This is a genomic window from Citrobacter farmeri (genome assembly GCF_019048065.1).
GTDB lineage: Bacteria > Pseudomonadota > Gammaproteobacteria > Enterobacterales > Enterobacteriaceae > Citrobacter_A > Citrobacter_A farmeri.
On the sequence record NZ_CP077291.1, the window covers coordinates 337,184 to 363,980 of the forward strand.

Here is a 26,797-nt window from a genome sequence, read left to right on the forward strand (position 1 = left end):
GAATTTCTGGTGTATCCCGTCATACTTCGCGCCGCGTGCCCTAACTCGAATCACATGAGTTAATTAGACAATGTCATTGACGCCAATAATGCAAAAAGGTTCTTTTAATGGCTAATAATACCACTGGATTCACCCGAATTATCAAAGCTGCAGGCTATTCCTGGAAAGGTTTTCGCGCCGCGTGGATTAACGAGGCCGCGTTCCGTCAGGAGAGTGTGGCGGTTTTGCTGGCCGTCGCTATCGCCTGCTGGCTGGATGTGGATGCCATCACGCGCGTTCTATTGATCGGCTCCGTTATGCTGGTCATGATTGTTGAAATTCTGAACAGCGCCATTGAGGCCGTGGTGGACCGTATCGGCTCTGATTATCATGAACTCTCTGGTCGTGCAAAAGATATGGGATCGGCGGCGGTGCTGCTCTCTATCATTGTGGCGCTGATCACCTGGGGCCTCCTGCTGTGGACACATTTTCGCTAAGGTTTTTTCGACCCTGATTCCATAACAGGTTAAATCTGCTGTTGAATGTGCAGTTTGTGGTTCCAAAATCACCTTTAGCTGTATATACTCACAGCATAACTGTATATACACCCAGGGGGCGGAATGAAAGCGTTAACGGCCAGGCAACAAGAGGTGTTTGATCTCATTCGGGATCACATCAGCCAGACAGGTATGCCACCGACGCGTGCGGAGATCGCACAGCGTTTGGGGTTCCGTTCCCCAAACGCGGCTGAAGAACACCTGAAAGCGCTGGCGCGGAAAGGGGCAATTGAAATCGTCTCCGGCGCTTCTCGCGGCATTCGACTGCTGCAGGAAGAAGAAGAGGGGTTACCGCTTATCGGTCGTGTCGCGGCGGGCGAACCACTGTTGGCGCAGCAGCACATCGAAGGCCATTATCAGGTGGACCCGTCTCTGTTTAAGCCGAATGCCGATTTCCTGCTGCGCGTCAGCGGGATGTCGATGAAAGATATCGGTATTATGGATGGCGATCTGTTGGCGGTACACAAAACCCAGGATGTGCGTAACGGCCAGGTGGTTGTGGCGCGTATCGACGACGAAGTGACGGTCAAACGCTTGAAAAAACAGGGCAATAAAGTTGAGTTACTGCCTGAAAACAGCGAATTTAAACCTATCCTGGTTGACCTTCGCGAACAGAATTTCACCATCGAAGGATTGGCCGTTGGCGTCATCCGTAACGGTGAATGGCTGTAGTAATCCTGTAGGCCGGATAAGGCGTTTACGCCGTTATCCGGCACTCTCACCACTCTCGTTATGACCTCTTCTCAGGCTCGCTCCATGCCGTTTTTTGCTTCTGCTGACAAGGCGCTCTGGCGTCTCGCCTTACCTATGATTTTCTCCAATATCACCGTTCCTCTGCTGGGACTGGTGGATACGGCGGTCATTGGTCACCTGGACAGCCCTGTATATCTTGGCGGGGTGGCAGTGGGGGCGACGGCAACGAGTTTTCTGTTCATGCTCCTGCTCTTTTTACGCATGAGCACGACCGGGCTGACGGCGCAGGCGTTCGGCGCGAAGAATCCTCAGGCGCTGGCACGGGCTCTGGTGCAACCGCTGATCCTGGCGTTGGGCGCTGGGGCTATGATTGCGCTCTTTCGCACACCGATTATCGATCTGGCGCTGCACATCGTGGGTGGTAGCGAAGCGGTGCTGGAGCAGGCAAGACGGTTTCTGGCCATTCGCTGGCTGAGCGCTCCGGCGTCGCTGGCGAATCTGGTACTGCTCGGCTGGTTGCTGGGCGTACAGTACGCGCGTGCACCGGTTATTCTGCTGATTGTCGGCAATATTTTGAATATTGTGCTCGACCTTTGGCTGGTGATGGGGCTGCACATGAACGTGCAAGGGGCCGCGCTGGCGACGGTAATCGCGGAATATGCGACGCTGCTGATCGGTTTGTTGATGGTGCGTAAAGTACTGCGCCTGCGTGGTGTCTCCCGCGCCATGCTCAAACAGGCCTGGCGGGGAAATGTACGCCGCCTTCTGGCGCTTAATCGCGACATCATGCTGCGTTCACTGCTGCTGCAGCTCTGCTTTGGCGCGATCACCGTGCTGGGGGCCAGACTGGGCAGCGATATCATCGCCGTTAACGCCGTGTTGATGACGCTGCTGACGTTTACGGCCTATGCGCTGGATGGCTTTGCCTACGCCGTGGAGGCGCATTCCGGTCAGGCTTATGGCGCCCGCGACGGCAGTCAGTTACTGGAAGTCTGGCGTGCGGCGTGCCGTCAGTCAGGCATCGTCGCACTGCTGTTTTCACTGGTCTATTTACTCGCGGGCGAACCGATCGTTGCGCTGCTGACATCACTACCGCAAATCCAACAACTTGCCGATCGCTACCTGGTCTGGCAGGCGATTTTGCCTCTGGTTGGTGTCTGGTGTTATCTGCTGGATGGCATGTTTATCGGCGCAACGCGGGCGGCTGAAATGCGTAACAGCATGGCGGTGGCGGCTACCGGGTTTGCGCTGACGCTGCTGGCGCTACCCGTGTTGGGTAATCACGGTTTATGGCTGGCGCTGGCGGTTTTTCTGGCGCTGCGCGGGTTGTCATTAGCCTGGATTTGGCGACGTCACTGGCGAAACGGGACCTGGTTTGCTGCCTCGTAATGGTTAAAGATTCTGAATAGTGAATTTAACCCAGAATCTATGACTACACTTAATCTCACGTCCAGCAGAAAACGAACGCAGTTGGGCGGTTTACTCTCACTATTCACAGCCTGGTAAAGAGGACGTTATGATGAATAAAGACGAAGTCGGCGGTAACTGGAAACAGTTTAAAGGTAAGGTGAAAGAGCAGTGGGGCAAACTGACCGATGACGATATGACGGTCATTGAAGGTAAGCGTGATCAACTGGTAGGTAAAATTCAGGAACGCTATGGTTACGCGAAAGATCAGGCGGAGAAAGAGGTCGATAGCTGGGAAAAACGCAACGACTATCGCTGGTAATCCCCCCTCTTACCCGTGAGTACAAGGATGTACCCCCCTCTGTTTGCTTCGGGCGGCATAGCATGCCGCCCTCGCCTTTAACGAGGTTTCTTTTTAACCTGAATCGAATGATCGTGCTGGCACTCGCCAGGGTGACGACAGGCTTCTACTTCCACGCAGGCTGAACATAATCCGTGTGCTTCAATGACATTGTGGCGCAGAGCAAATCCCATCTTCGCCGCCAGCGTATGCATAATGTCTTCCACGCCTTCCGCACACTCTTCTTTCACTGCACCGCAGCGGTCGCAGATAAACATCGCGGAAGTATGGGTTGGCTGATCGAACAGGTAGCACAACACATAGCTGTTGGTGGATTCGACCTTATGCACAAACCCTTGTTCAAGCAGAAAATCGAGTGCGCGATAGACCGTTGGCGGCTTGGCCTGCGGTTCGGATTCACGCAGCAGGTCCAGCAGATCGTAAGCGCTAATCGCACCTTCCTGCAGGCTCATCAGCCGCAGCACTTCGAGGCGCTGTGGGGTCAGGCGCACATTGCGTTGCGCGCACAATTTTTCAGCTTGCGCCAGCAACTCTTGCGTTGTGGTCTTTTCCATTGGGCACCTCGGATCGCGTGGAGTAAGAAAACCCTCACTTTATCATGTTATGGGAGAAACGCCGAGTTCCAGGCCGGAGCGATAAATCGCTCGCTAATCTTTCCCTGATTTACAAACTCTTCTATATATATTGAGGCTTATCACAAAAATAAACGCCCCGGCGATAAAAGGACAGGGGCAAAACAGGCGACTTTTTCCTTGTTAATCACAGCAATGCTCCAACTCTGTCTGGTTGATACTGACAGAGACGATTTTCACCTGCGAATAAAATGGGCTTACTGTGAATAAAAATTTGAATCTTTTGGTGGTGGCGATGACGGGCTCGCTGTTGGCGTCTCAAACCGCGAGTGCCGCAAATTCCTGGACTGAAGCGCGTAATGACGCGATGGGCGGCACGGGCGTCGCGTCGGCAAATTATGGCAGCGGCGTACTCATCAACCCGGCATTGTTGGCGAAGTCACAGCCGGATGATGACATTACGGTGATCTTCCCGGCTATCGGTGGGCAGATTTCCGACAAGGATAATCTGCGCGATAAGATTGATGATGTTACCGACGACGTAAATAACTATCGTCGCACTCTGGACAATATTAATCCCCTCGATCTCTTTGTTCCCGGCAGTACAGGCTACCGGCAGGTGTCAAATGCCGCAGGCGATCTGGCTGACCAACTTGAATCCCTGAAAGGGAAAACGGCCAGTGCGAAAGCTGGGGCTGGGCTTGCGGTCAGCATTCCGAATGATGTGTTGGCTGTGGCCTTTGTGGCGAAAGCCAATGCCCGTGCCCGCGTGAGTTCGTCTATTGATCAGGGCGACATCGACACGCTGCGCGGTGTTGAAGCCGTGCCTTCCAGCATTCTGGCGGTGGATCCCGAGGACCTGAAATCAAAAGGGTTTGGTCGTGCCGCTATTGTCTCTGATTACGGTGTGGCGGTGGCGCGGCAATTCGATCTGGGTGGTGTACCGGTTTCGGTTGGCGTGACGCCGAAACTGCAAAAAACCTGGCTCTACAACTACACGGTCTCGATTTACGATTTCAACAGCGACGACATCAACAGCAGTCGCTATCGCAACGACGATACCGGTTTTAACGTTGACGCGGGTCTGGCGGCGGACTTTGGTGAACACTGGACGGTTGGTCTGAGTGGGCAAAACCTGTTTTCTCGCGATATCGACACAAAAGAGGTGGCTGGCGTTCGCGATACTTACCAGATTCGTCCGTTGGTCACCGCCGGGGTGGCGTGGCAGAACGATCTGCTGACGCTGAGCGCAGACGGTGATTTAACTGAAACCAAAGGCTTCAAAAGCGAGGAAAACTCACAGTTTGTTGGCGTCGGCGCCGAAGTTCGACCGCTCGACTGGTTGGCCGTCCGCGCCGGTTATCGTGCTGACGTGAAGGACAATGACAGCAATGTCTTCACCGGCGGTGTCGGGTTTGCCCCGTTCTATCGCGTTCATCTTGATTTGATGGGGCTGTACGGCGAGGACGAAACCTGGGGCGCAGGCGCGCAGGTCAGCGTGACGTTCTGATGAGTGATAACCGGAGGCATTACGTCTCCGGTTATGCCTGTGCTATAGTAGCGCCCCCAATTCACCGGATGCTCAAAAAACAACCATGTCACCAGAATCACAATCCGCCTTTCCGGCCCACCGTTTTTCCATCGCGCCCATGCTCGACTGGACGGACAGACACTGTCGCTATTTCCTGCGCTTGTTGTCTCGCCAGACGCTGCTCTACACCGAGATGGTAACGACGGGGGCCATTATTCATGGCAAAGGGGATTACCTGGCGTACAGCGAAGAAGAGCATCCGGTCGCGCTACAACTGGGCGGCAGCGATCCGGCAGCACTGGCGCACTGTGCGAAGCTGGCTGAGGCGCGCGGCTATGATGAGATTAACCTCAATGTCGGCTGTCCTTCCGATCGCGTGCAGAACGGCATGTTCGGTGCCTGTTTGATGGGCAATGCGCAACTGGTGGCGGATTGCGTAAAGGCGATGCGTGACGTGGTATCGATTCCGGTGACGGTGAAAACCCGCATCGGTATTGACGATCAGGACAGCTATGAATTTCTCTGCGATTTCATCAGTACCGTGGCTGGTCGCGGTGAGTGCGGGATGTTCATCATCCACGCCCGTAAGGCCTGGCTCTCCGGGTTAAGTCCGAAGGAAAACCGTGAGATCCCGCCGCTGGATTATCCGCGCGTTTATCAGTTAAAACGCGACTTCCCGCAACTGACGATGTCCATCAACGGCGGAATTAAGTCGCTGGACGAAGCGAAGGCGCATCTCGAACATATGGACGGCGTAATGGTTGGGCGCGAAGCCTATCAGAACCCTGGCATTCTGGCCTCTGTTGATCGCGAAATCTTTGGCTCCTCGAACGCCGATGCCGATCCGGTTGCAGTGGTGCGGGCCATGTATCCCTATATTGAGCGCGAACTGAGTCAGGGAACGTATCTTGGTCACATTACACGCCATATGCTGGGGCTGTTTCAGGGGATCCCCGGGGCGCGTCAGTGGCGTCGTTACCTGAGCGAAAACGCCCATAAAGCCGGTGCCGATATCAATGTGCTGGAGCACGCGCTGAAACTGGTTGCGGATAAGCGTTAAATTTTCACTAAAAGTTAGTCAATTTCACCACGGCCTGCAAAAGTTTGCGGGCCGTTTTGTTGATAAATCAACATGTTAATTTTGGCATGATATTTGTAATGGATTGTGCAGGAATTCATTATGGGAGAGCATCATGCTGGAACTACTTTTTGTGCTTGGCTTCTTTATCATGCTGATGGTCACCGGCGTCTCGCTGTTGGGCATTCTGGCTGCGCTGGTTGTCGCCGCGTTCGTGATGTTCCTTGGCGGCATGTTTGCACTGATGATCAAACTGCTGCCGTGGCTACTGCTGGCGGTTGCGGTGGTGTGGGTGATAAAGGCGGTTAAGTCGCCAAAAGTCCCACAATATCAGCGCAATAACCGTTGGCGTTACTAAAGATGTGAGGGATGCGTCACAACCTGCGATTTTGGCGTCAGAACCAAATAGGAATTGGCTACCAAATCTGTCAGTATTGCGCGACTAACAGATTCATCGAGCTGTACCCTACATACAGCCGAACTAAAAAAGAAAGGGCTTCCCAATGGGAAGCCCAATTTCTTTTTCGCCGTCATAATTAAGGAATCAGCAAACTGGAGCCCTGCGTCGCCCGACTCTCCAGTACTTCATGCGCGCGCCGTGCCTCTTTCAACGGGTATTTCTGACTGTCTGCCACATCCACTTTGATCACGCCGCTGGCGATCAGCGAAAACAGTTCATTACTGGCTTCGGTCAACTCTTCCGCATTGGTAATGTAGCCCTGAAGAGAAGGGCGCGTGGCGTACAGGGAACCTTTCTGATTCAGAATCCCCAGGTTCACGCCGGTCACCGGCCCCGACGCGTTGCCAAAACTGACCATCAGGCCACGACGTTGCAAACAGTCCAGTGAAGCTTCCCAGGTATCCTTGCCGACCGAGTCATACACCACGCGCACTTTTTTGCCACCGGTAATCGCTTTTACCCGCTCAACAATATTTTCTTCGCGATAGTTAATCACCTGCCATGCGCCGGCATCCAGCGCCCGCTGCGCCTTTTGCGCGCTGCCGACGGTGCCAATCAGTTTCGCGCCCAGCGCTTTCGCCCACTGACAGGCAATCAGCCCTACACCGCCTGCGGCCGCGTGGAACAGGAACGGTTCGTCGGGTTTGATTTCGTAAGTTTTGCGCAGCAGATAAAAAACGGTCAGTCCCTTCAGGAAAGAGGCAGCGGCCTGCTCATAAGAGATGGCATCAGGCAGGATAGCGGCCTTATCGGCCGGCACGTTGTGGACCGAACTGTAGGCGCCGAGCGCGGACTGCGCATACACCACGCGATCGCCTACGTTAATATGGTTAACGCCGCTGCCGACTTTGACGACGATGCCCGCCGCTTCGGTCCCTAAACCACTGGGCAGCGTGGGAGGCGGATAGAGTCCGCTGCGAATATAGGTATCGATAAAGTTAATGCCGATCGCTTTGTTTTCGACCTGGATTTCGTTTGCCGCCGGATCGGCGGGGGTAAAATCCACGGCCTGAAGCACGTCAGGGCCACCATGCTTATGAAATTCAATTCGTGTTGCCATGATTTCTCCAGTATCATCGGAAGATTAGCTTCAACTCACTTTTATCTCGGTAACTCCATTCACTATGGCAGGAAATAAACCCTTCAACAAACAACAGACTGATGTCCGTGACCGCGACCCGCAAGTTGCCGGACTGAAAGTACCGCCGCACTCGATTGAAGCGGAACAGTCGGTGTTGGGCGGTTTAATGCTGGATAACGAGCGCTGGGACGATGTTGCCGAGCGCGTGGTGGCGGAGGATTTTTATACCCGTCCACATCGTCACATCTTCACGGAGATGGGGCGGTTGCAGGAAACCGGCAGTCCGATTGACCTGATTACGCTCGCGGAATCGCTGGAGCGACAAGGGCAACTGGACAGCGTCGGCGGTTTTGCTTATCTGGCTGAACTCTCTAAAAATACGCCAAGTGCGGCGAACATCAGCGCGTATGCGGATATCGTGCGCGAACGTGCGGTTGTGCGCGACATGATCGCCGTCGCCCATGAAATTGCCGATGCGGGTTTTGATCCGCAAGGGCGCACCAGTGAGGATCTGCTCGATCTCGCCGAGTCCCGCGTCTTTAAAATCGCGGAAAGCCGCGCCAATAAAGACGAAGGCCCGAAAAACATTGCCGATGTGCTCGACGCCACCGTCGCGCGTATTGAACAACTGTTCCAGCAGCCGCACGACGGGGTGACGGGCGTTAACACCGGCTATGACGATCTCAACAAAAAGACCGCTGGCCTGCAGCCCTCAGACCTGATTATCGTCGCGGCGCGTCCGTCGATGGGGAAAACCACATTTGCAATGAACCTCGTCGAAAACGCGGCGATGTTGCAGGATAAACCGGTTCTTATCTTCAGTCTCGAGATGCCCTCTGAGCAGATTATGATGCGTTCTCTGGCCTCGCTGTCCCGCGTGGATCAGACCCGTATACGTACCGGGCAACTGGACGATGAGGACTGGGCGCGGATTTCCGGCACAATGGGCATCCTGCTGGAAAAACGTAACATCTATATCGATGATTCCTCTGGTCTGACGCCGACGGAAGTACGCTCCCGCGCGCGCCGTATCGCCCGCGAACACGGCGGTATCGGGCTGATTATGATCGACTACCTGCAACTGATGCGCGTGCCGTCGTTGTCCGACAACCGTACGCTGGAGATTGCCGAAATTTCCCGTTCGCTGAAAGCGCTGGCGAAAGAACTGCATGTGCCGGTTGTGGCGCTGTCGCAGCTTAACCGCTCGCTGGAACAACGTGCCGATAAGCGTCCGGTCAACTCCGACCTGCGTGAATCCGGCTCCATCGAACAGGATGCCGACTTGATCATGTTCATCTACCGTGACGAGGTTTATCACGAAAACAGCGACCTGAAAGGGATTGCGGAAATCATCATTGGTAAGCAACGTAACGGCCCTATCGGGACGGTGCGACTGACCTTTAACGGACAATGGTCGCGCTTTGATAATTATGCGGGACCTCAGTACGACGACGAGTAAATTTCCTTCACCCTTCACGCCGCAGGTGCGTTGACTGCGCTCGCTCACCCCGGTCACTTAGTTAACTAAGCTCCCGGGGATTCGCGGGCTTGTCGCCTTCCTGCAACGCGAATGGTTTTGGAAATTCTTTTTTTAATGAAGGAATGATAATGCAAGCGGCAACTGTAGTTATTAACCGCCGCGCTCTGCGACACAACCTGCAACGTCTGCGTGAGCTGGCACCCGCCAGTAAGCTGGTTGCGGTCGTGAAAGCGAACGCTTACGGACACGGTCTGTTAGAGACCGCGCGAACGCTCCCCGATGCTGACGCCTTTGGCGTGGCGCGTCTCGAAGAGGCGCTACGTCTGCGAGCGGGTGGGATCACGCAGCCCATCCTGCTACTGGAAGGCTTTTTTGAGGCAGCCGATCTGCCCACCATTTCCGCGCAGCGCCTGCATACGGCTGTCCATAACCAGGAGCAACTGGCCGCGCTGGAAGCCGCCGAACTGGATGAACCGGTGTCTGTGTGGATGAAACTTGATACCGGCATGCATCGTCTGGGCGTGCTTCCTGAAGAGGCGGACGCCTTCTGGCAGCGGCTGACGCAATGTAAAAACGTGCGTCAGCCGGTGAATATTGTCAGTCATTTTGCCCGTGCGGATGAGCCGGAATGTGGTGCCACTGAACGGCAGCTTGATGTGTTCAATACTTTTTGTGAAGGCAAAACGGGTCAACGCTCAATTGCCGCATCCGGCGGGATTTTACTCTGGCCGCAGTCACATTTTGACTGGGTGCGACCGGGCATCATTCTCTACGGCGTGTCGCCGTTGGAAAACCAGTCCACAGGAGCGGATTTCGGCTGTCAGCCGGTGATGTCGCTGACCTCCAGCCTGATTGCCGTGCGCGAGCATAAAGCAGGTGAGCCGGTAGGTTATGGCGGAACGTGGATCAGTGAACGTGATACGCGCCTTGGCGTCGTGGCGATGGGCTATGGCGATGGTTACCCGCGCGCAGCGCCATCCGGTACGCCGGTGCTGGTGAATGGTCGCGAAGTGCCGATTGTTGGCCGCGTGGCGATGGATATGATTTGCGTTGATCTTGGGCCGCAGGCGACTGACCAGGCCGGTGACCCGGTGATTTTATGGGGAGAGGGGCTCCCGGTTGAGCGTATTGCGGCAATGACTAAAGTTAGTGCTTACGAACTGATCACCCGCCTGACCTCACGGGTGGCGATGAAGTACGTCGACTAAGCGTACGCCATGCCGGATGACGCCAGCGCTTATCCGGCAATATTCCCACCAGGCGCTCGATCTTCCTCTCTATCCGGTTTATTGTGTCTTAACCCCTGCCTGTAAACCTGGAGAACCAACGCGTGTTTCAAAAAGTTGACGCCTACGCTGGCGACCCGATTCTGTCGCTCATGGAGCGGTTCAAAGAAGACCCGCGTAGTGACAAAGTGAATCTGAGTATCGGTCTGTATTACAACGAAGACGGGATTATCCCGCAGCTGAAGGCCGTGGCGGAAGCCGAAGCGCGTCTTAACGCGCAACCGCACGGTGCCTCGCTGTATCTGCCGATGGAAGGGTTAAATACCTATCGTCATACTATCGCGCCATTGCTGTTTGGGGCTGACCATCCGGTCCTCCAGCAGCAGCGAGTGGCGACGATCCAGACATTGGGCGGCTCTGGCGCGCTGAAAGTGGGCGCCGATTTCCTCAAGCGCTATTTCCCGGATTCTGGCGTGTGGGTCAGCGATCCGACGTGGGAAAACCATATCGCTATTTTTGAAGGGGCTGGATTTAGCGTCAGCACATACCCCTGGTACGACAATGCCACCAACGGTGTGCGTTTCAACGATCTGCTGGCGACCCTGAAAACGCTGCCAGCGCGCAGCATCGTTCTGCTGCATCCTTGCTGTCACAACCCGACCGGGGCAGATTTAACGCATGCGCAATGGGATGAGGTTATCGAGATCCTGAAAGCAGGCGATCTGATCCCGTTCCTCGACATTGCTTATCAGGGCTTTGGTGCGGGTATGGACGATGATGCCTATGCTATCCGCGCGATTGCCAGCGCCGGGCTGCCTGCGCTGGTCAGCAACTCGTTCTCGAAAATCTTCTCTCTGTACGGCGAGCGCGTCGGCGGGCTTTCTGTCGTTTGTGAAGATGCAACCACTGCAGGCCGCGTGCTGGGACAACTGAAGGCGACCGTACGCCGTAACTACTCCAGTCCACCGAACTTTGGTGCGCAGCTGGTTGCGACGGTACTCGGCGATGAAGCGCTGAAAGCCAACTGGCTGGCGGAAGTGGAGGCGATGCGAACCCGTATTCTGACCATGCGCCAGGAGCTGGTGAACGTGCTGACCGCTACGATTCCGGGACGTGATTTCGACTATCTGCTGCAACAGCGCGGCATGTTCAGCTATACCGGACTGAGCGCCGCTCAGGTCGATCGCCTGCGCGATGAGTTTGGCGTCTATCTGATTGCCAGTGGACGCATGTGCGTGGCTGGTCTGAACGTGGCGAACGTGCAGCGCGTGGCGAAGGCTTTTGCTGCGGTCATGTGATCGGTAAGCCGGATAAGGTGATATACCGCCTTATCCGGTCGGCCCATGATCGCTCTCATACTTATGTGATCCTTCTCCTTTTCCGGGACAAAACCGCAGAAAATCCTTCCTTTCACCTGCCAGCAGAGTTATGGTCAAAGAGTTTTTGAACAATCGGTCTACTAAAATGATAACTAAATAAATGACTTAACAGGGAAAAATATGCGAAGGCTCACACTGGCGCTGAGCGCCATCTGCTTGTTATTCACATTAAACCATTCCGCCAGCGCGCTGGCCTCTTCTCCTTCTCCGCTGAACCCTGGTACTAACGTTGCGAAACTCGCGGAACAAGCCCCCATTCATTGGGTTTCCGTGGCGCAGATCGAAAATAGCCTGGCGGGTCGTCCCCCGATGGCCGTCGGTTTTGATATTGATGACACCGTACTGTTTTCCAGCCCAGGCTTTTGGCGCGGTAAGAAAACCTGGTCCCCGGACAGCGAAGCCTATCTGAAGAACCCGGCATTCTGGGAGAAAATGAACAACGGTTGGGATGAGTTCAGTATTCCTAAAGAGGTTGCGCGCCTGCTGATCGATATGCACGTCCGTCGCGGCGACAGCATCTTTTTTATCACCGGACGTTCGCCAACAAAAACCGAAACCGTGTCGAAAACGCTGGCCGATAACTTCCACATTCCGGCGACAAATATGAACCCGGTCATTTTTGCTGGCGATAAGCCCGGTCAAAACACCAAAACCCAGTGGTTGCAGGATAAAAATATCCGCATGTTCTATGGCGATTCGGATAACGACATCACCGCCGCGCGCGATGCAGGCATTCGTGGGATCCGAATCCTGCGCGCCTCAAACTCGACCTACAAACCGTTGCCGCAGGCTGGCGGGTATGGTGAAGAAGTGATCGTAAATTCGGAGTATTAAGAGGCGGGAAGGGCATTTGCTGTTTTTTTAAACAAAATTGATCTGCCAGCTTTTACCTTTTGCTGTCTTGCTGCACACTGAGTAGATGACATTTCAGTGGAGCATCACGCTTGCGAGGGGAATAACGATGACCAATTCGGAGTTACTGCAATACTGCATGGCGAAAGTCGGCGCTGAGCAGAGTGTGCACAGTGACTGGAAAGCCACACAAATCAAAGTTGAAGATGTGCTCTTTGCCATGGTGAAAGAGGTGGAAGATCGCCCGGCGGTATCTCTGAAAACCAGCCCCGAACTGGCGGAATTGTTACGCCAGAAGCACAGCGATGTGCGTCCGAGCCGACATCTCAATAAGGCGCACTGGAGCACCGTTTATCTCGACGGCTCGCTGCCGGATTCACAAATCTATTATCTGGTGGATGCGTCATACCAACAGGCGGTCAATACACTACCGGAAGAGAAACGCAAACAGTTGCAATGAACAACGCCGTTCACATTTTCACATGAACGGCGTTTTGCGTTTTACAGCATCGGTTTGAGGAAGCGGGCAGTATGCGATGCTTCACATTCCGCCACGGTCTCAGGTGTACCGGAGACGAGGATTTCCCCGCCGCCGCTACCGCCCTCGGGTCCCAGGTCGACGATCCAGTCCGCCGTTTTGATGACGTCCAGGTTGTGCTCAATCACCACGATAGTGTTGCCCTGGTCGCGTAACTGATGGAGCACGTCCAGCAACTGCTGAATATCGGCAAAGTGCAGACCGGTGGTCGGTTCATCCAGAATATAGAGCGTCTGACCGGTACCGCGTTTCGACAGTTCACGCGCTAACTTCACGCGCTGCGCTTCACCGCCGGAAAGCGTCGTCGCCGACTGGCCGAGACGAATGTAGGTCAGACCCACATCCATCAGGGTTTGCAGCTTCCGCGCCAGCGCCGGAACGGCATCAAAGAACTCGCGGGCTTCTTCGATAGTCATATCCAGTACTTCGTGGATGGTTTTGCCCTTGTACTTAATCTCCAGCGTTTCGCGGTTATAGCGCTTGCCTTTGCACTGGTCGCAAGGTACGTAAATATCCGGCAGGAAGTGCATTTCGACTTTAATCACGCCATCGCCCTGACAGGCTTCGCAACGCCCACCGCGAACGTTAAAGCTGAAACGCCCCGGTGTATAGCCGCGTGAGCGTGATTCCGGCACTCCGGCAAACAGTTCGCGTACCGGCGTAAACACCCCGGTATAGGTTGCCGGGTTGGAACGCGGCGTCCGGCCGATTGGGCTCTGATCGATATCGATAACTTTGTCGAAATGCTCCAGTCCCTGCACGTCACGATACGGTGCCGGTTCGGCGATCGTGGCGCCGTTCAGCTGGCGCTGAGCAATCGGGAACAGCGTATCGTTGATCAGGGTCGATTTACCGGAACCCGACACGCCGGTGATGCAGGTGAACAGTCCCACCGGCAGTGTCAGCGTCACGTCTTTCAGGTTGTTGCCGCGTGCGCCGGTCAGTTTCAGCACTTTCTCCGGATTCGCAGGCACCCGCTGTTTCGGCACTGCAATCTTGCGCTTGCCACTCATGTACTGGCCGGTCAGGGATTCCGGTACCGCCATAATGGCTTCCAGCGGACCTTCGGCAACGACTTCGCCACCGTGGACGCCGGCTCCCGGACCGATATCAATCACGTGATCGGCGGCGCGAATCGCATCTTCATCGTGCTCCACCACTATCACGGTATTGCCCAGATTACGCAGGTGGATCAGCGTCCCCAGCAGACGTTCGTTATCGCGCTGATGAAGACCGATGGACGGTTCATCCAGCACGTACATCACCCCGACCAGCCCGGCACCAATCTGACTTGCCAGACGAATACGTTGGGCTTCACCGCCGGACAGCGTTTCCGCGGAACGGGACAGCGTCAGGTAGTTAAGGCCGACATTGACCAGGAACTTGAGGCGATCGCCAATCTCTTTGAGGATTTTCTCTGCAATCTTCGCCCGCTGACCTGCGAGCTTGAGATTGTTGAAGAAGTCCATCGCATGGCCGATGCTCATGTCAGAGATGGTCGGCAGCGGCGTATTCTCAACGAAGACGTGGCGGGCTTCGCGACGCAGACGGGTTCCTTCACAGCTGGCGCACGGACGGTTGCTGATGAACTTAGCTAACTCTTCACGTACCGCACTGGATTCCGTCTCTTTATAGCGGCGCTCCATATTGTGCAGCACGCCTTCAAACGGATGGCGGCGCACGGAGGTGTCGCCACGATCGTTCATATACTTAAATTCAATATTCTCTTTCCCGGAGCCGTACAGCACCACTTTATGCACGTTCGCATTCAGGCTGGCCCATGGGGCTTCAACGTCGAACTTATAGTGTTCCGCCAGTGATTTCAGCATCTGGAAATAATAGAAGTTCCGCCGATCCCAGCCACGGATGGCGCCGCCAGCCAGCGACAGCTCAGGGTTCTGGATCACGCGATCGGGGTCAAAATACTGCTGTACGCCGAGGCCGTCGCAGGTTGGACAGGCACCCGCCGGGTTGTTAAAGGAGAACAGGCGCGGTTCCAGTTCGCGCATGCTGTAGCCACAAATTGGGCAGGCAAAGTTGGCGGAAAAGAGCAGTTCTTCTGCTTTTTCGTCGTCCATATCGGCAACCACCGCCGTCCCGCCGGAAAGCTCCAGCGCGGTCTCAAACGATTCCGCCAGACGGGTGCTGAGATCGTCACGCACTTTGAAACGATCAATCACCACTTCGATGGTGTGTTTCTTTTGTAGCTCCAGTTTTGGCGGATCGGATAGGTCACACACTTCGCCATCAATACGGGCGCGGATATAACCCTGGCTTGCCAGGTTTTCCAGCGTTTTGGTGTGCTCGCCCTTCCGCTCTTTAATGACCGGTGCCAGCAGCATCAGACGCTTGCCTTCCGGTTGCGACAGGACGTTATCCACCATTTGACTGACGGTCTGCGCCGCCAGTGGGACATCGTGATCCGGGCAGCGCGGTTCGCCGACGCGGGCAAACAGCAGACGCAGGTAGTCGTGGATCTCGGTAATGGTACCAACCGTGGAGCGCGGGTTGTGAGACGTCGACTTTTGTTCAATTGAGATGGCGGGTGACAACCCCTCAATATGATCGACATCCGGCTTTTCCATCAGCGACAGAAACTGACGCGCATAGGCAGAAAGGGATTCAACGTAACGACGCTGCCCTTCGGCATACAAGGTGTCGAAAGCGAGCGAGGATTTGCCTGACCCCGAAAGCCCGGTCACGACAATCAATTTGTCGCGGGGGATGACGAGGTTGATGTTTTTGAGATTATGGGTGCGGGCGCCCCGAACTTCGATCTTATCCATTCACCTTTCCCGGATTAAACGCTTTTTTGCCCGGCGCAGCAGGGTGCCACCGGCGATCACAAACGGTTAATTATGACACAATAAAACCTGAATGGATATACAGTATTGGAATGCAAAACACAGAGTCTTGTGTAACAATGTCCGGCTGAAGTTGTTTCGCGGAATCCGCGTCGCAACGTAGTAAAATCGCTATTGGTAATGCTACAATCGCGCGTTTACACTTATTAAGAAACGTTTTCAGGAGACTCGATCATGGCCAGCAGAGGCGTAAACAAGGTTATTCTCGTGGGTAATCTGGGCCAGGACCCGGAAGTACGCTACATGCCGAATGGTGGCGCTGTTGCCAACATCACGCTGGCTACTTCCGAATCCTGGCGTGACAAGCAGACCGGCGAGATGAAAGAGCAGACGGAATGGCACCGCGTTGTGCTGTTCGGCAAACTGGCGGAAGTCGCCAGCGAATATCTGCGTAAAGGTTCTCAGGTCTACATTGAGGGCCAGCTGCGTACCCGCAAATGGACCGATCAGTCCGGCGTTGAGAAGTACACCACGGAAGTGGTGGTGAACGTTGGCGGCACCATGCAAATGCTGGGTGGTCGTCAGGGCGGCGGCGCACCGGCTGGTGGCCAGCAGCAGCAAGGTAGTTGGGGTCAGCCTCAGCAGCCACAGGGCGGTAACCAGTTCAGCGGCGGCGCGCAGCCTCGCCCGCAGCAGCAGTCAGCTCCGGCAGCCCCGTCTAACGAACCGCCAATGGATTTCGACGACGATATCCCGTTCTGATCATTATTAATGTCGAAATCTCAGTACCGTTATAAGACCCCGTGAAAACGGGGTTTTTTTGTCAGTTTATCTCCCGCAAAGTAAATAAACCTACATACTTTTCAATAAGATAATTAAACTGCTTGTGATCAAGTCATGGCGATAATTATCGGTTATCCTGCGTTCGCAACTTTCACCCATCAAGACTGAACCTTGCCGGGCTTTTCAGGGAAACACGATCAGCCTGTCAGCGAACACAAGGAAATTAGAATGAACAAAGCCATTTTAATGCCGGTTGATATTCTGGCGATGGACCTTTCTGACAAAGCGATTGCCTGGGCCGATCACATGCTCAATAAAGAGGAGGGCGTTCTGCATCTGCTGCACGTTTTCCCCAAACTGCACACGTCGCCGATTCGCGGTTTTGCTTCGGATATCAAAAAATACGAAGAGTACATGACCAACGATGCGCAGGAGAAAATGCTCGCCCTGGCGAGAAAATTCAAAACGCCGCTGGAGAGGATTCGCTTTGAAGTCCGTCACGGCAATATTCGCGATGAGGTGAACGACGCGGCGGCGGCGCATAATGCTGAAATGATTATTATCGGCTCACGCAAGCCGGGGATTGCCACCCATCTGCTGGGCTCGGCAGCTGCCAATATTTTACGTTACGCAAAGGTGCCGGTAATGGTTGTGCGTTAATCCGCCATCGCAGACGAAAAAGGCCTCCCGTTTTGGGAGGCCTTTTTACTGCCGGATACCCGCCGGTTATTTCCGGCGGAATTTGCGGGTGAGCGGTTTCTCAATCTCAACAATGAAGAACAGCGCGATGCCAATGGCAAAGGTAATGCCCCAGTAGCGCAGCGGTAGCGCTTCGGTACCAAACAGCATCTGCAGGAACGGGATATAGATAATCGCTAGCTGCAGCAGCAACAGAATACCGCTGACCAGCCAGATGCCTTTATTCATCAGCAGACCGCGACCCAGCGAGAAGCCATCAGAGACGCGGCAGTTAAGCATATAGACCCACTGCGCCGTCACCAGCGTCTGCAACAGAACCGTACGGATGAATTCCGGGCTGTGACCGCGTGGCTGCAGCCAGGCTTCCAGCATAAAGGCGCAGGCGGCAATCAGCGTACCGACAAAACCAACGCGCCAGATAGCAAAGCCATCCATCACGTTCTCGTTACTCTGACGCGGTGGGCGGCGCATGATATTGCGCTCACCGGCTTCAAACGCCAGGCCGAATGACAGCGTGGCGGAGGTCGCCATGTTCATCCACAGGATCAGCACCGGGGTCAGGGGGATCAAATTACCCGCCAGCAGCGCGACGATGATCAGCAGGCCCTGCGCCAGGTTAGTTGGCATGATAAACAGAATGGTTTTCTTCAGGTTGTCGTAGACGCGACGCCCCTCCTGTACCGCGCTGGCGATGGTCGCGAAGTTATCGTCCGTCAGCACCATGTCGGCGGCTTCTTTCGTCACTTCGGTGCCTTTAATACCCATCGCGATCCCCACGTCGGCCTGCTTCAGCGCCGGGGCATCGTTCACGCCATCGCCTGTCATGCCGACGATCTCACCCTTATCTTGCAGGGCTTTTACCAGACGCAGTTTATGTTCCGGGCTGGTACGGGCAAAAATATCGTAGGTGACGGCGGCTTCGGCGAGTTCAGCCTCATTCATCTGCTCGAGCTCATAGCCCGTCACCGCGTGGCGGCTGTTATGGATGCCCAACATGCCGCCGATGCTCATGGCGGTTTGCGGGTGATCGCCGGTGATCATTTTGACGCGGATCCCGGCCTGCTGACAGGTGTCGATCGCCGCAATGGCTTCCGGGCGCGGCGGATCCATCATCCCGGCGATGCCGAGGAAAATGAGCCCTTCGTGCAGACAGTCATGGGTTAGCGCACTGGCATCGGCACGCGTGGGTTTCCAGGCGGCGGCCACCATTCGCAGGCCTTCTTTGGCATAGCGGGCAATTTCAGCCTCCCAGTGCGGCTGGGTAAAGGCTTCCGTACCGTTCGCGGTTTGCTGCAATTGGCAGAGTTTAAACAGCACATCCGGCGCCCCGGTCACCAGCACGCGCTCGTCGTCGCCGATGCGATAGTGCGTCGCCATGTATTTGTACTGGGAATCGAACGGGATTTTACTGCGCAGTTCGCAGTCAATGGCTGGCAGCATCGCTTTGGCGGCCAGCACTTTCAGCGCCCCTTCAGTTGGCCCGCCGGTAATCCCCCAGTGGCCCTTTTCATCGCGAATCAACTGGCTGTCGTTGCACAGGTCAATCGTGCGCAGATAGTTTTCAAGCAGACTGCCTGGCACAATCTCTGCCAGCGCGTCGTTTTCCTCGACGTGGATCTCACCCGCTGGCTCGTAGCTATTGCCCTGCACGCGGTAATTTTTATCTGCCGTGATGATGGCCTTGACCGTCATCTCGTTCATGGTCAGGGTGCCGGTCTTATCGGAACAGATCACCGACATGGCACCCAGCGTTTCAACAGTAGGCAATTTGCGGATAATCGCGTGTTTGCGGGCCATGGTCTGTACGCCCAGCGACAAGATGATCGAGATAATCGCCGGTAAGCCTTCCGGTACGGCCGCGACAGCAAGGCTGATTAACGAAAGCAGCAGTTCACCCATCGGCATGTCGCGCAGCAGCAGGCTGAAGATAAACAGCCCGACCATCATGGCGAGAATGAGGGAGAAAATCGCTTTGCCGAGCTTATCCATCTGCACCAGTAGCGGCGTACGGTGCTTCTCGATCCCGGTCATCATCTGGTTAATATGGCCCAGTTCCGTCGCTTCCCCGGTGGCGATCACCACGCCAAGCCCGGCTCCGGCACTAATGGTGGTGCCAGAGAACAGCAGGTTTTTGCGATCGCCCAGCGGCAGTTCGCCTGTCAGCGCATCTGCTGTTTTATCCACCACGGTAGATTCGCCGGTCAGGATGGCCTCTTCAACCCGCAGGTTGTGAGCCTCCATGACGCGAAGATCGGCGGGGATGCGGCCGCCCGCCCGCAGCACTACGATATCGCCAACGACCAGCTCGGTGGTCGCGACCGTCTCATGTTGCCCGTTACGCACCACCACGGCGGAAGCGGAGAGCATATTGCGGATACTTTTCAGCGACTTTTCCGCGTTATTTTCCTGAATGTGACCTATCAGGGCATTGATCACTGCGACGCCGAGGATGACGGCAGTATCCACCCAGTGCCCCATCACGGCGGTGAGGGCCGCTGCGGCGATCAGAACGTAAATTAGAACATCGTGAAAATGGGCCAGAAAGCGTAGCCAGGCAGGTTTGCCGGCTTTTTCAGGCAGTGCGTTAAGGCCATCCCTGGCGAGACGTGCGCTGGCCTCATTATGAGTCAGCCCGGAAGGTTGGCTCTGCTGATTTTTCAGAACCTCCTCAACGGTCAGCTGGTACGGCTTTTTTCCAGCGCATGGCGCAGAATGGAGACGATTGCTGTTCGGCATTCTGGTCAAAGTAAAATTCCTCGAAGTATTAAATTTTAATATTTTGAAACACACGCATACTATTTGAATAATGCCTGCAGATATTTGACATTAATCAATGGCCTTTCTGTAATTATTATTTTATCTTTGAATGAAGATGATATTTTCCCATGCGTGTCATGGGGTTAAATGGAAATGTAAATTTAGGAAAGGAGGTTTTATGTTTGGAATTTATAATGCTAAGAAGTTGATTTTATTGATTGTTTTTGCGATTGTTGTAGCAGCCATTAGCGGTATTTCAACTTATGCCTTTGTAAAATATCTGGGGTGAGAATAATAAAAACAGCCTTCCTTACATAACTTTTAAATCCTGAATAATAATGACAATAGGGAAGCTGATACAGAACGAAATAATATATTTTTAGCTGCGGTCTGTTGAGTAAACAGACCGCACCAGATGAACGCATAATAGACATGGGCTTGCTGAAATCGGGACGGGATGATTTTTTCCGCAAGAGATAGGGTTGGCATTTTCTGGAAACAATAAAAAGCCTCCGTCAGGGAGGCTCAGGTGAAATCAGGTGAAATCAGGTCAATACCATCGGCCACTCTGGCGGGGTCTGACTCATCACTTCGACCATCACGGATTCAATGTTCTTCCAGATGGCGGAGAGATCCATCAGGGTGATGCCGAGTAATCCCGTCGCAAACCAACAGGCGGCGGCGACGCCGAGTCCGCTGCTGATCACCGCCAGACCAATGTAATCTGAGCGACGAAAACGAATGTTTAACGTGCTGGCTAAAAACATGAGCACAGCGCTTAGCAGTTGCCAGCGGAGAAGAACCACGCCAGTGGTTAGGGTAGCCATGAAACATTTCCTCTGAGAGTAGCAGGTGCCCTGGACAGCGCGGCGTTTTCACGGGAGGCGTGGCACACTCTTGGCTATCGACGGGCATTTACATCAACACCGAATGAAACGTTGTTTCTGTTTCAGAATATTTGTGAACTATATCACGTTTAGTGATTCGTTCGCCAGTCGGTACGCCGCTTTTTTGCCTGTTTTTTAACCATAATATGAGTGTGGTTATTCATCGGCAATGAAGATACTTTAATCGTGACGTAAGAGGAGGAAGAGGACTTAAAAAAGATGTATTGATTTTACCTTTTCTGTTTTGTCAAAAATAAGCATTCAAAGAAATTTAGCTTAATTTCATTTTGCGTATGAACCGGCAAAACTTTCATAAAAAACTACCCCTTTCGGAGAATGGATTACCCTTAATAAAATTAATCGTCACTATAGGTTTGCATTACGGTCGAATATTATCACCATCCTGCAATATCAGACTTTTGCTAATAAAAGTCTGTTGCTAATATTGATAGATTCATGCAACGTAATAACCTGTGTGATTTAGCATCCTGCCTTGATGATAACAGGCACATGAAATGCAGGGATATAGGGCTGAAATGAATCATCGGGTGCGAAGCAAGGTGCTGAGGTTCCTCGGGATAATCATGGTGGTTTTGCTCCCCGTGATGCTGGCGCTATGGTTTGCCCACCTGCAAGCCACCTCTCAAACCAGTAAACAGCTGAGTACCTTTGCTCATCTGGCTTTAGATAAAACGGAACTGGTTGTTTTGCAGGCGGATTTAGCCCGCGATGCTGCTGAACAGTATCAGGGACAAGCGTGTACGCCGGCACATCAACAACGGATGTTGAATATTATCCGTGGGCGCCTGTATATCAATGAGTTAATTTATGCACAAGGCGATCGTTTTTTATGCTCCACGGTAATGGCACCGTCAGCGCCCTATATTATGCAGACGGCAGACTATAAACGAAAACCCAACATCTCCATTTATTACTTTCGCGATACGCCTTTTTTTACCGGTTATAAAATGACGTATATGCAACGCGGAAACTATGTTGCGGTGATCAATCCGCTGTCATATAGCGAAGTGATGTCCGAAGACCCCGAATTGGCCTGGGGAGTATATGACACCGTGACCAATACCTTTTTCTCCGTCAGCGAGCAGGCCTGGGTGACCCAACTGTTGCCACTGATCCGGCGCAATCAATCTGTCTTCCAGCAGGATGACCGCTTTTACACCGTTGCCCACTCGGATAAACGGCCCATTGCCGTGATTGTGTCGACCTCGATGCAGCGGTTTTATCAGAACCTGTATCAGCAGTTGTTGATCACCCTTCCTCTGGCGGTGATCAGCAGCATTCTGTTGTTAATGTTCTGGTCGCGGGCGCGTCGGCAATACTACTCTCCGCGCCGCATGCTCCAGCGCGCGCTTAAGCAACGTCAGCTCTGCCTGCACTATCAGCCGATCATTGATATTAAAAATGAGAAATGCGTGGGGGCGGAGGCGCTGCTGCGCTGGCCGGGCTGCAACGGTCAGGTCATGAGTCCGGCCGAGTTCATCCCGCTGGCGGAAAAAGAGGGGATGATCGCGCAAATAACCGACTACGTGGTGGAAGAAGTGTTCAGCGATATGGGGACGTTTCTGGCAGCCAACCCGCAGTTGTATATTTCTATCAATCTTTCCGCATCGGATTTTCACTCTTCACGACTGATTGCCATGATTGCGGATAAAGCGCGCGAACATGCCGTGCTTGCGCAACAAATTAAAGTGGAAGTGACTGAACGGGGATTTATCGATGTACCGAAAACCACGCCGGTGATCCAGGCGTTTCGTCAGGCAGGCTATGAAGTGGCGATCGATGATTTCGGCACCGGTTACTCTAATCTACACAACCTCTATTCACTCAATGTCGATATTCTTAAGATCGACAAATCCTTTATCGATACGCTGACCACTAACAGTACCAGCCATCTGATTGCGGAACATATCATTGAGATGGCGCAAAGCCTGCGTCTTAAAACCATCGCGGAAGGCGTGGAGACGGCAGATCAGGTTAGCTGGTTGCTTAAACGCGGGGTGCAGTACTGTCAGGGGTGGCACTTCGCGAAGGCGCTGCCACCGCAGGAATTTATTCACTGGTTGCAACAACCGCCCGCACTCCTGATGCAGCGCGGACAGTAACATTACAGGCGGTGACGATAGTCGCTGGGGGTACGATCAAATTCCCGGCGAAACACGCGGGAAAACGTCTGCTGCGACACGTAGCCTAAATCCATCGCAATATCGAATATCGGTCGTTCGGTGTTGCGCAGTTCGACGGCGGCTAACAGAAGTCGGCGCTGACGGATATAGTCGCCCAGCGTCTGGCGCATCACCGTGCGGAACATCCTCTGTAAATACCATTTTGAATAACCTGATTTTTTTGCGACCACATCAATGTTCAGCGGTTGGTCGATATGTTCATCAATCCATTCAATAAGGGTCTGAATTATTTGCTGATGGGACATATTGCTGCCTCCTTCTCAGTGTTCGATTCGTCTTTTGTCTGCGGGCGAGTATAATTCCTCAAGTTAACTTGAGGTAAAGCGATTTATGGAAAAGAAATTACCCCGTATAAAAGCGATGCTCACGCCGGGTGAAGTGGCAAAACGCAGCGGCGTGGCGGTTTCCGCACTGCATTTCTATGAAAGCAAAGGGCTGATCAGCAGTATTCGCAACAGCGGCAATCAGCGCAGATACCGGCGTGACGTGCTGCGTTATGTCGCGATTATCAAGATTGCCCAGCGGATCGGCATCCCGCTGGCGACCATCAGCGAAGCACTGGGCGTACTGCCGGAGGGCCATACCCTCAGTGCGAAAGAGTGGAAGCAACTCTCTTCGCAATGGCGCGAAGAACTGGATCGGCGCATTCATACGCTGGTGGCGCTTCGTGACGAACTGGATGGCTGTATCGGTTGTGGCTGCTTATCGCGAAAAGACTGTCCGTTGCGTAACCCTGGGGATCGGTTGGGTGAAGAGGGGACGGGCGCTCGCTTGCTGGAGGATGAACAAAACTAAAGCGCCGCAAGGGCGCTTTAGTTTGTTTTCCGGTCTTTGTCTTTCTCTCTATCCCGCTGGTTCACGGGAGGGTTTCCCCCGACGTCAACACCCCTCATTCGAGCACGTGGTGGAGGTTCCGGTCTGTGTTGATACTGTAATTGTAAGCCGCATCATCCCGTTCGCCAGTTAATTTGGCGATTTTTTAGGCGAATTTTTTTCGTCATCTCCCATAATTTACTAGAGTAAGTAAGAGGAAATGACGGGAGAACATCATGCTGACGGTGCATCATTTAAACCAGTCCCGCTCACAGCGCATTCTCTGGGCGCTGGAGGAGTTGTCTCTGCCTTACCAGATTGTTCGTTACCAGCGTGAAAAGAGCATGCTTGCCCCGCCTGCACTGAAGAAAATCCATCCGCTGGGTAAATCCCCGGTAGTTGAAGATAACGGTGCGATCCTCGCGGAATCGGGGGCCATTCTTGACTACTTGCAGGATACCTACGACAGCGAAGGGCGGTTTAAACCGGATGACGCGGAGCCAAAGCGTCAGTATCACTTCTGGTTGCACTACGCCGAGGGTTCACTGATGCCGTTGCTGTTAATGAAGCTGGTCTTCACCAGTCTGGGGAAACCGCCAGTGCCCTTTGGTTTGCGCACGCTGGGCGGTGCGCTGGGGCAGGGCGTACAAAAAACCTATCTCAATCCGCAGCTGGAAACCCACGCGCGCTTTATCGACGCGCATCTCGCTGAGCGACCGTGGTTTGCCGGAGAGCATTTCAGCATGGCGGATATCCAGATGAGTTTTCCTCTCTTTGCACTACTGGCACGCGGTGGTATTGCCGATCTTCCCCATATCAGCGCGTGGAAAAAACGCGTGGAAATGCGTCCCGCCTGGCAACGCGCCATCCAGCAGGGGGGACCTTTCGACATTCCCGGCGGCTAATGGCGATTTTTTGACCGTCTTGCTCCCTTTATCTGCGACACGGCCTGGCAAATTATGTTGCCGGATTGCGCATTGACGATAACGTTTGCGCATCAGTTGGTGATTTCTTCAGCGTTAGCGCAAGAAATGAGTAAAAAGCGGCAAAGTTCAGTTGAAAATCCCCGTATGATCGCTGGATAATCGTTTGCTTTTTTTTACTACCCGTTTTTTTATGCGCGGAGCTAAACGTTTGCTTTTTGCGACACCCCTTTTTGTCGCGATCAGAGCACAAGGAGTTGACGTTGCGCTGGCAGTGGATTGTCCACCACGCATAAGAACGAATAATAAACTCTCAGGGGATGTTTTCTATGTCTACGCCTTCAGCGCGAACCGGCGGTTCGCTCGACGCCTGGTTTAAAATTTCACAACGTGGAAGCACTGTCCGCCAGGAAGTGGTGGCAGGTTTAACAACGTTTCTGGCGATGGTGTACTCCGTTATCGTTGTGCCTGGCATGCTGGGCAAAGCCGGATTCCCGCCCGCAGCGGTGTTCGTCGCGACCTGTCTGGTTGCGGGTCTGGGTTCTATCGTCATGGGGTTGTGGGCAAATCTGCCGTTAGCGATTGGTTGCGCCATCTCTCTGACCGCCTTCACCGCGTTCAGCCTGGTACTGGGTCAGCAGATTAGCGTTCCGGTCGCATTGGGTGCGGTATTCCTGATGGGTGTGCTGTTTACCATTATCTCGGCAACCGGGATCCGTAGCTGGATCCTACGCAATTTGCCGCAGGGTATCGCGCACGGTACCGGCATCGGTATCGGCCTGTTTTTACTGCTGATTGCGGCGAACGGTGTGGGTCTGGTTATTAAGAACCCGCTGGATGGTCTGCCGGTAGCCCTCGGTCACTTCGCTACCTTCCCGGTGATTATGTCGCTGGTTGGGCTGGCGGTGATTATCGGTCTGGAGAAACTGAAAGTACCCGGTGGCATTCTGCTGACCATTATCGGTATTTCCGTCGTTGGTCTGATTTTCGATCCGGCTGTGAAATTCTCTGGCATTTTCGCCATGCCGTCGCTGAGCGATGAAACGGGCAAATCGCTGATTGGCAGCCTGGATATTATGGGCGCGCTGAACCCGGTTGTTCTGCCAAGCGTTCTGGCGCTGGTAATGACCGCTGTGTTTGATGCCACTGGCACCATCCGCGCCGTGGCGGGTCAGGCGAATCTGTTGGATAAAGACGGGCAGATCATCGACGGCGGTAAAGCGCTGACCACGGACTCCCTGAGCAGCGTGTTCTCCGGTCTGGTGGGGGCCGCACCGGCAGCGGTCTACATCGAGTCAGCGGCAGGTACGGCTGCGGGCGGTAAAACCGGTTTGACCGCCATCACCGTCGGCGTACTGTTCCTGCTGATCCTGTTCCTTTCTCCGCTCTCTTATCTTGTGCCGGTGTACGCAACGGCGCCCGCGCTGATGTACGTCGGTCTGCTGATGCTAAGCAATGTGGCGAAAATCGATTTCGCTGACTTTGTTGATGCCATGGCGGGTCTGGTGACCGCCGTATTCATCGTACTGACCTGTAACATCGTAACCGGTATTATGATTGGTTTTGCCACGCTGGTGATTGGCCGTGTGGTTTCGGGTGAGTGGCGCAAGCTGAACATCGGCACCGTGGTGATTGCTGTGGCGCTGGTAGCGTTCTATGCCGGCGGTTGGGCCATCTGATTCCGAAAGGGACGCCGAAAAAATGGGTGGCTTTTGCCACCCATTTTTATTTTC

General features: G+C 54.0%; 24 protein-coding genes. 18 read left to right on the forward strand and 6 right to left on the reverse strand.

Translation table 11 applies throughout. From position 1 onward, the window contains the following. Window positions 1–107 precede the first annotated feature (107 nt). The 4 genes from I6L53_RS01535 (at window position 108) to I6L53_RS01550 (ending at window position 2,958) form a co-directional block, all read left to right on the forward strand. Window positions 108–476 carry a diacylglycerol kinase gene (locus tag I6L53_RS01535; protein WP_042321070.1) on the forward strand — a complete coding sequence of 123 codons (369 nt, stop codon included), beginning with the start codon at window positions 108–110 and terminating at the stop codon, window positions 474–476. Between the two features lie 123 nt (window positions 477–599). Further along, window positions 600–1,208 carry a transcriptional repressor LexA gene (gene lexA, locus I6L53_RS01540; RefSeq protein WP_042321072.1) on the forward strand — a complete coding sequence of 203 codons (609 nt, stop codon included), beginning with the start codon at window positions 600–602 and terminating at the stop codon, window positions 1,206–1,208. Between the two features lie 84 nt (window positions 1,209–1,292). Further along, window positions 1,293–2,618 carry an MATE family efflux transporter DinF gene (gene dinF, locus I6L53_RS01545; RefSeq protein WP_042321073.1) on the forward strand — a complete coding sequence of 442 codons (1,326 nt, stop codon included), beginning with the start codon at window positions 1,293–1,295 and terminating at the stop codon, window positions 2,616–2,618. Between the two features lie 130 nt (window positions 2,619–2,748). Further along, window positions 2,749–2,958 carry a CsbD family protein gene (locus I6L53_RS01550; RefSeq protein WP_042321477.1) on the forward strand — a complete coding sequence of 70 codons (210 nt, stop codon included), beginning with the start codon at window positions 2,749–2,751 and terminating at the stop codon, window positions 2,956–2,958. Between the two features lie 77 nt (window positions 2,959–3,035). On the opposite strand, the gene zur is transcribed toward I6L53_RS01550, so the two are convergent. Further along, complete coding sequence (gene zur / locus I6L53_RS01555) at window positions 3,036–3,551, reverse strand: zinc uptake transcriptional repressor Zur (protein WP_042321076.1); 516 nt, start codon at window positions 3,549–3,551, stop codon at window positions 3,036–3,038. A 313-nt stretch (window positions 3,552–3,864) separates the two neighbouring features. Here zur and I6L53_RS01560 point away from each other — a divergent pair, with 313 nt between their 5' ends. From I6L53_RS01560 to pspG, 3 genes are all read left to right on the forward strand, one after another. Further along, the gene (locus I6L53_RS01560; RefSeq protein ID WP_042321480.1) at window positions 3,865–5,079 is read left to right on the forward strand and encodes a conjugal transfer protein TraF; all 1,215 of its coding nucleotides are present in this window, start codon (window positions 3,865–3,867) and stop codon (window positions 5,077–5,079) included. An 85-nt stretch (window positions 5,080–5,164) separates the two neighbouring features. Next, window positions 5,165–6,160 carry a tRNA dihydrouridine(20/20a) synthase DusA gene (dusA, locus tag I6L53_RS01565; protein ID WP_042321079.1) on the forward strand — a complete coding sequence of 332 codons (996 nt, stop codon included), beginning with the start codon at window positions 5,165–5,167 and terminating at the stop codon, window positions 6,158–6,160. Window positions 6,161–6,293: 133 nt separating this feature from the next. Then, entirely contained in the window at window positions 6,294–6,536 is a 243-nt protein-coding gene (gene pspG / locus I6L53_RS01570) for an envelope stress response protein PspG (RefSeq protein ID WP_042321082.1), read from the forward strand. A 178-nt stretch (window positions 6,537–6,714) separates the two neighbouring features. Here the strand turns inward: pspG and I6L53_RS01575 are convergent, their stop codons facing one another. Next, window positions 6,715–7,698 (reverse strand): quinone oxidoreductase, encoded by a 984-nt coding sequence (locus I6L53_RS01575; RefSeq protein ID WP_042321085.1) that lies wholly within the window; start codon window positions 7,696–7,698, stop codon window positions 6,715–6,717. A 64-nt stretch (window positions 7,699–7,762) separates the two neighbouring features. Between I6L53_RS01575 and dnaB the strand changes: the two genes are divergently transcribed. From dnaB to I6L53_RS01600, 5 genes are all read left to right on the forward strand, one after another. Next, on the forward strand, window positions 7,763–9,178 hold the full coding sequence (dnaB, locus tag I6L53_RS01580) for a replicative DNA helicase (RefSeq protein ID WP_042321088.1): 1,416 nt from the start codon (window positions 7,763–7,765) through the stop codon (window positions 9,176–9,178). A 149-nt stretch (window positions 9,179–9,327) separates the two neighbouring features. After that, window positions 9,328–10,407: an alanine racemase gene (gene alr / locus I6L53_RS01585; protein WP_042321091.1), complete on the forward strand. Its 1,080-nt coding sequence runs from the start codon at window positions 9,328–9,330 to the stop codon at window positions 10,405–10,407. A gap of 122 nt (window positions 10,408–10,529) precedes the next feature. Then, window positions 10,530–11,723: an aromatic amino acid transaminase gene (gene tyrB, locus I6L53_RS01590; RefSeq protein WP_042321093.1), complete on the forward strand. Its 1,194-nt coding sequence runs from the start codon at window positions 10,530–10,532 to the stop codon at window positions 11,721–11,723. 201 nt (window positions 11,724–11,924) lie between these two features. Next, complete coding sequence (gene aphA / locus I6L53_RS01595; RefSeq protein ID WP_042321094.1) at window positions 11,925–12,638, forward strand: acid phosphatase AphA; 714 nt, start codon at window positions 11,925–11,927, stop codon at window positions 12,636–12,638. Window positions 12,639–12,765: 127 nt separating this feature from the next. Further along, window positions 12,766–13,116, forward strand: coding sequence for an MmcQ/YjbR family DNA-binding protein (locus I6L53_RS01600; protein WP_042321097.1), 351 nt, complete (start codon window positions 12,766–12,768; stop codon window positions 13,114–13,116). A 41-nt stretch (window positions 13,117–13,157) separates the two neighbouring features. Here I6L53_RS01600 and uvrA read toward each other — a convergent pair whose 3' ends face one another. Next, window positions 13,158–15,980, reverse strand: a complete 2,823-nt coding sequence (gene uvrA / locus I6L53_RS01605; RefSeq protein WP_042321098.1) for an excinuclease ABC subunit UvrA — start codon at window positions 15,978–15,980, stop codon at window positions 13,158–13,160. A gap of 252 nt (window positions 15,981–16,232) precedes the next feature. Here uvrA and ssb1 point away from each other — a divergent pair, with 252 nt between their 5' ends. Continuing rightward, complete coding sequence (gene ssb1, locus I6L53_RS01610; RefSeq protein ID WP_042321101.1) at window positions 16,233–16,760, forward strand: single-stranded DNA-binding protein SSB1; 528 nt, start codon at window positions 16,233–16,235, stop codon at window positions 16,758–16,760. 249 nt (window positions 16,761–17,009) lie between these two features. Further along, entirely contained in the window at window positions 17,010–17,441 is a 432-nt protein-coding gene (locus I6L53_RS01615; RefSeq protein WP_042321104.1) for a universal stress protein, read from the forward strand. Between the two features lie 66 nt (window positions 17,442–17,507). Here the strand turns inward: I6L53_RS01615 and I6L53_RS01620 are convergent, their stop codons facing one another. Together I6L53_RS01620 and I6L53_RS01625 are read right to left on the reverse strand one after the other, a co-directional pair. Then, entirely contained in the window at window positions 17,508–20,225 is a 2,718-nt protein-coding gene (locus tag I6L53_RS01620) for a cation-transporting P-type ATPase (protein WP_420914397.1), read from the reverse strand. Between the two features lie 557 nt (window positions 20,226–20,782). Next, the gene (locus I6L53_RS01625; RefSeq protein ID WP_042321110.1) at window positions 20,783–21,064 is read right to left on the reverse strand and encodes a YjcB family protein; all 282 of its coding nucleotides are present in this window, start codon (window positions 21,062–21,064) and stop codon (window positions 20,783–20,785) included. Between the two features lie 596 nt (window positions 21,065–21,660). On the opposite strand from I6L53_RS01625, the gene I6L53_RS01630 reads away from it, so the two are divergent. Further along, window positions 21,661–23,247, forward strand: a complete 1,587-nt coding sequence (locus I6L53_RS01630; RefSeq protein ID WP_042321112.1) for an EAL domain-containing protein — start codon at window positions 21,661–21,663, stop codon at window positions 23,245–23,247. A 2-nt stretch (window positions 23,248–23,249) separates the two neighbouring features. Here the strand turns inward: I6L53_RS01630 and soxS are convergent, their stop codons facing one another. After that, window positions 23,250–23,573 carry a superoxide response transcriptional regulator SoxS gene (gene soxS / locus I6L53_RS01635; RefSeq protein WP_042321117.1) on the reverse strand — a complete coding sequence of 108 codons (324 nt, stop codon included), beginning with the start codon at window positions 23,571–23,573 and terminating at the stop codon, window positions 23,250–23,252. A gap of 85 nt (window positions 23,574–23,658) precedes the next feature. On the opposite strand from soxS, the gene soxR reads away from it, so the two are divergent. The 3 genes from soxR (at window position 23,659) to ghxP (ending at window position 26,743) form a co-directional block, all read left to right on the forward strand. Continuing rightward, window positions 23,659–24,123 (forward strand): redox-sensitive transcriptional activator SoxR, encoded by a 465-nt coding sequence (gene soxR / locus I6L53_RS01640; RefSeq protein ID WP_042321119.1) that lies wholly within the window; start codon window positions 23,659–23,661, stop codon window positions 24,121–24,123. Window positions 24,124–24,377: 254 nt separating this feature from the next. After that, the gene (locus I6L53_RS01645) at window positions 24,378–25,046 is read left to right on the forward strand and encodes a glutathione S-transferase family protein (RefSeq protein ID WP_042321120.1); all 669 of its coding nucleotides are present in this window, start codon (window positions 24,378–24,380) and stop codon (window positions 25,044–25,046) included. A gap of 347 nt (window positions 25,047–25,393) precedes the next feature. Continuing rightward, window positions 25,394–26,743 carry a guanine/hypoxanthine transporter GhxP gene (ghxP, locus tag I6L53_RS01650; RefSeq protein WP_042321123.1) on the forward strand — a complete coding sequence of 450 codons (1,350 nt, stop codon included), beginning with the start codon at window positions 25,394–25,396 and terminating at the stop codon, window positions 26,741–26,743. The last annotated feature ends 54 nt before the right edge of the window (window positions 26,744–26,797 follow it).

Coding starts and splice junctions, on each gene's coding strand:
- I6L53_RS01630 (WP_042321112.1), top strand. CDS start 21,661: ATGAATCATCGGGTGCGAAGCAAGGTGCTGAGGTTCCTCGGGATAATC.
- ssb1 (WP_042321101.1), top strand. CDS start 16,233: ATGGCCAGCAGAGGCGTAAACAAGGTTATTCTCGTGGGTAATCTGGGC.
- I6L53_RS01645 (WP_042321120.1), top strand. CDS start 24,378: ATGCTGACGGTGCATCATTTAAACCAGTCCCGCTCACAGCGCATTCTC.
- dnaB (WP_042321088.1), top strand. CDS start 7,763: ATGGCAGGAAATAAACCCTTCAACAAACAACAGACTGATGTCCGTGAC.
- I6L53_RS01625 (WP_042321110.1), bottom strand. CDS start 21,064: ATGGCTACCCTAACCACTGGCGTGGTTCTTCTCCGCTGGCAACTGCTA.
- alr (WP_042321091.1), top strand. CDS start 9,328: ATGCAAGCGGCAACTGTAGTTATTAACCGCCGCGCTCTGCGACACAAC.
- dinF (WP_042321073.1), top strand. CDS start 1,293: ATGCCGTTTTTTGCTTCTGCTGACAAGGCGCTCTGGCGTCTCGCCTTA.
- I6L53_RS01615 (WP_042321104.1), top strand. CDS start 17,010: ATGAACAAAGCCATTTTAATGCCGGTTGATATTCTGGCGATGGACCTT.
- I6L53_RS01550 (WP_042321477.1), top strand. CDS start 2,749: ATGAATAAAGACGAAGTCGGCGGTAACTGGAAACAGTTTAAAGGTAAG.
- soxR (WP_042321119.1), top strand. CDS start 23,659: ATGGAAAAGAAATTACCCCGTATAAAAGCGATGCTCACGCCGGGTGAA.
- zur (WP_042321076.1), bottom strand. CDS start 3,551: ATGGAAAAGACCACAACGCAAGAGTTGCTGGCGCAAGCTGAAAAATTG.
- soxS (WP_042321117.1), bottom strand. CDS start 23,573: ATGTCCCATCAGCAAATAATTCAGACCCTTATTGAATGGATTGATGAA.
- I6L53_RS01535 (WP_042321070.1), top strand. CDS start 108: ATGGCTAATAATACCACTGGATTCACCCGAATTATCAAAGCTGCAGGC.
- I6L53_RS01560 (WP_042321480.1), top strand. CDS start 3,865: ATGACGGGCTCGCTGTTGGCGTCTCAAACCGCGAGTGCCGCAAATTCC.
- dusA (WP_042321079.1), top strand. CDS start 5,165: ATGTCACCAGAATCACAATCCGCCTTTCCGGCCCACCGTTTTTCCATC.
- uvrA (WP_042321098.1), bottom strand. CDS start 15,980: ATGGATAAGATCGAAGTTCGGGGCGCCCGCACCCATAATCTCAAAAAC.
- aphA (WP_042321094.1), top strand. CDS start 11,925: ATGCGAAGGCTCACACTGGCGCTGAGCGCCATCTGCTTGTTATTCACA.
- I6L53_RS01600 (WP_042321097.1), top strand. CDS start 12,766: ATGACCAATTCGGAGTTACTGCAATACTGCATGGCGAAAGTCGGCGCT.
- pspG (WP_042321082.1), top strand. CDS start 6,294: ATGCTGGAACTACTTTTTGTGCTTGGCTTCTTTATCATGCTGATGGTC.
- lexA (WP_042321072.1), top strand. CDS start 600: ATGAAAGCGTTAACGGCCAGGCAACAAGAGGTGTTTGATCTCATTCGG.
- ghxP (WP_042321123.1), top strand. CDS start 25,394: ATGTCTACGCCTTCAGCGCGAACCGGCGGTTCGCTCGACGCCTGGTTT.
- I6L53_RS01575 (WP_042321085.1), bottom strand. CDS start 7,698: ATGGCAACACGAATTGAATTTCATAAGCATGGTGGCCCTGACGTGCTT.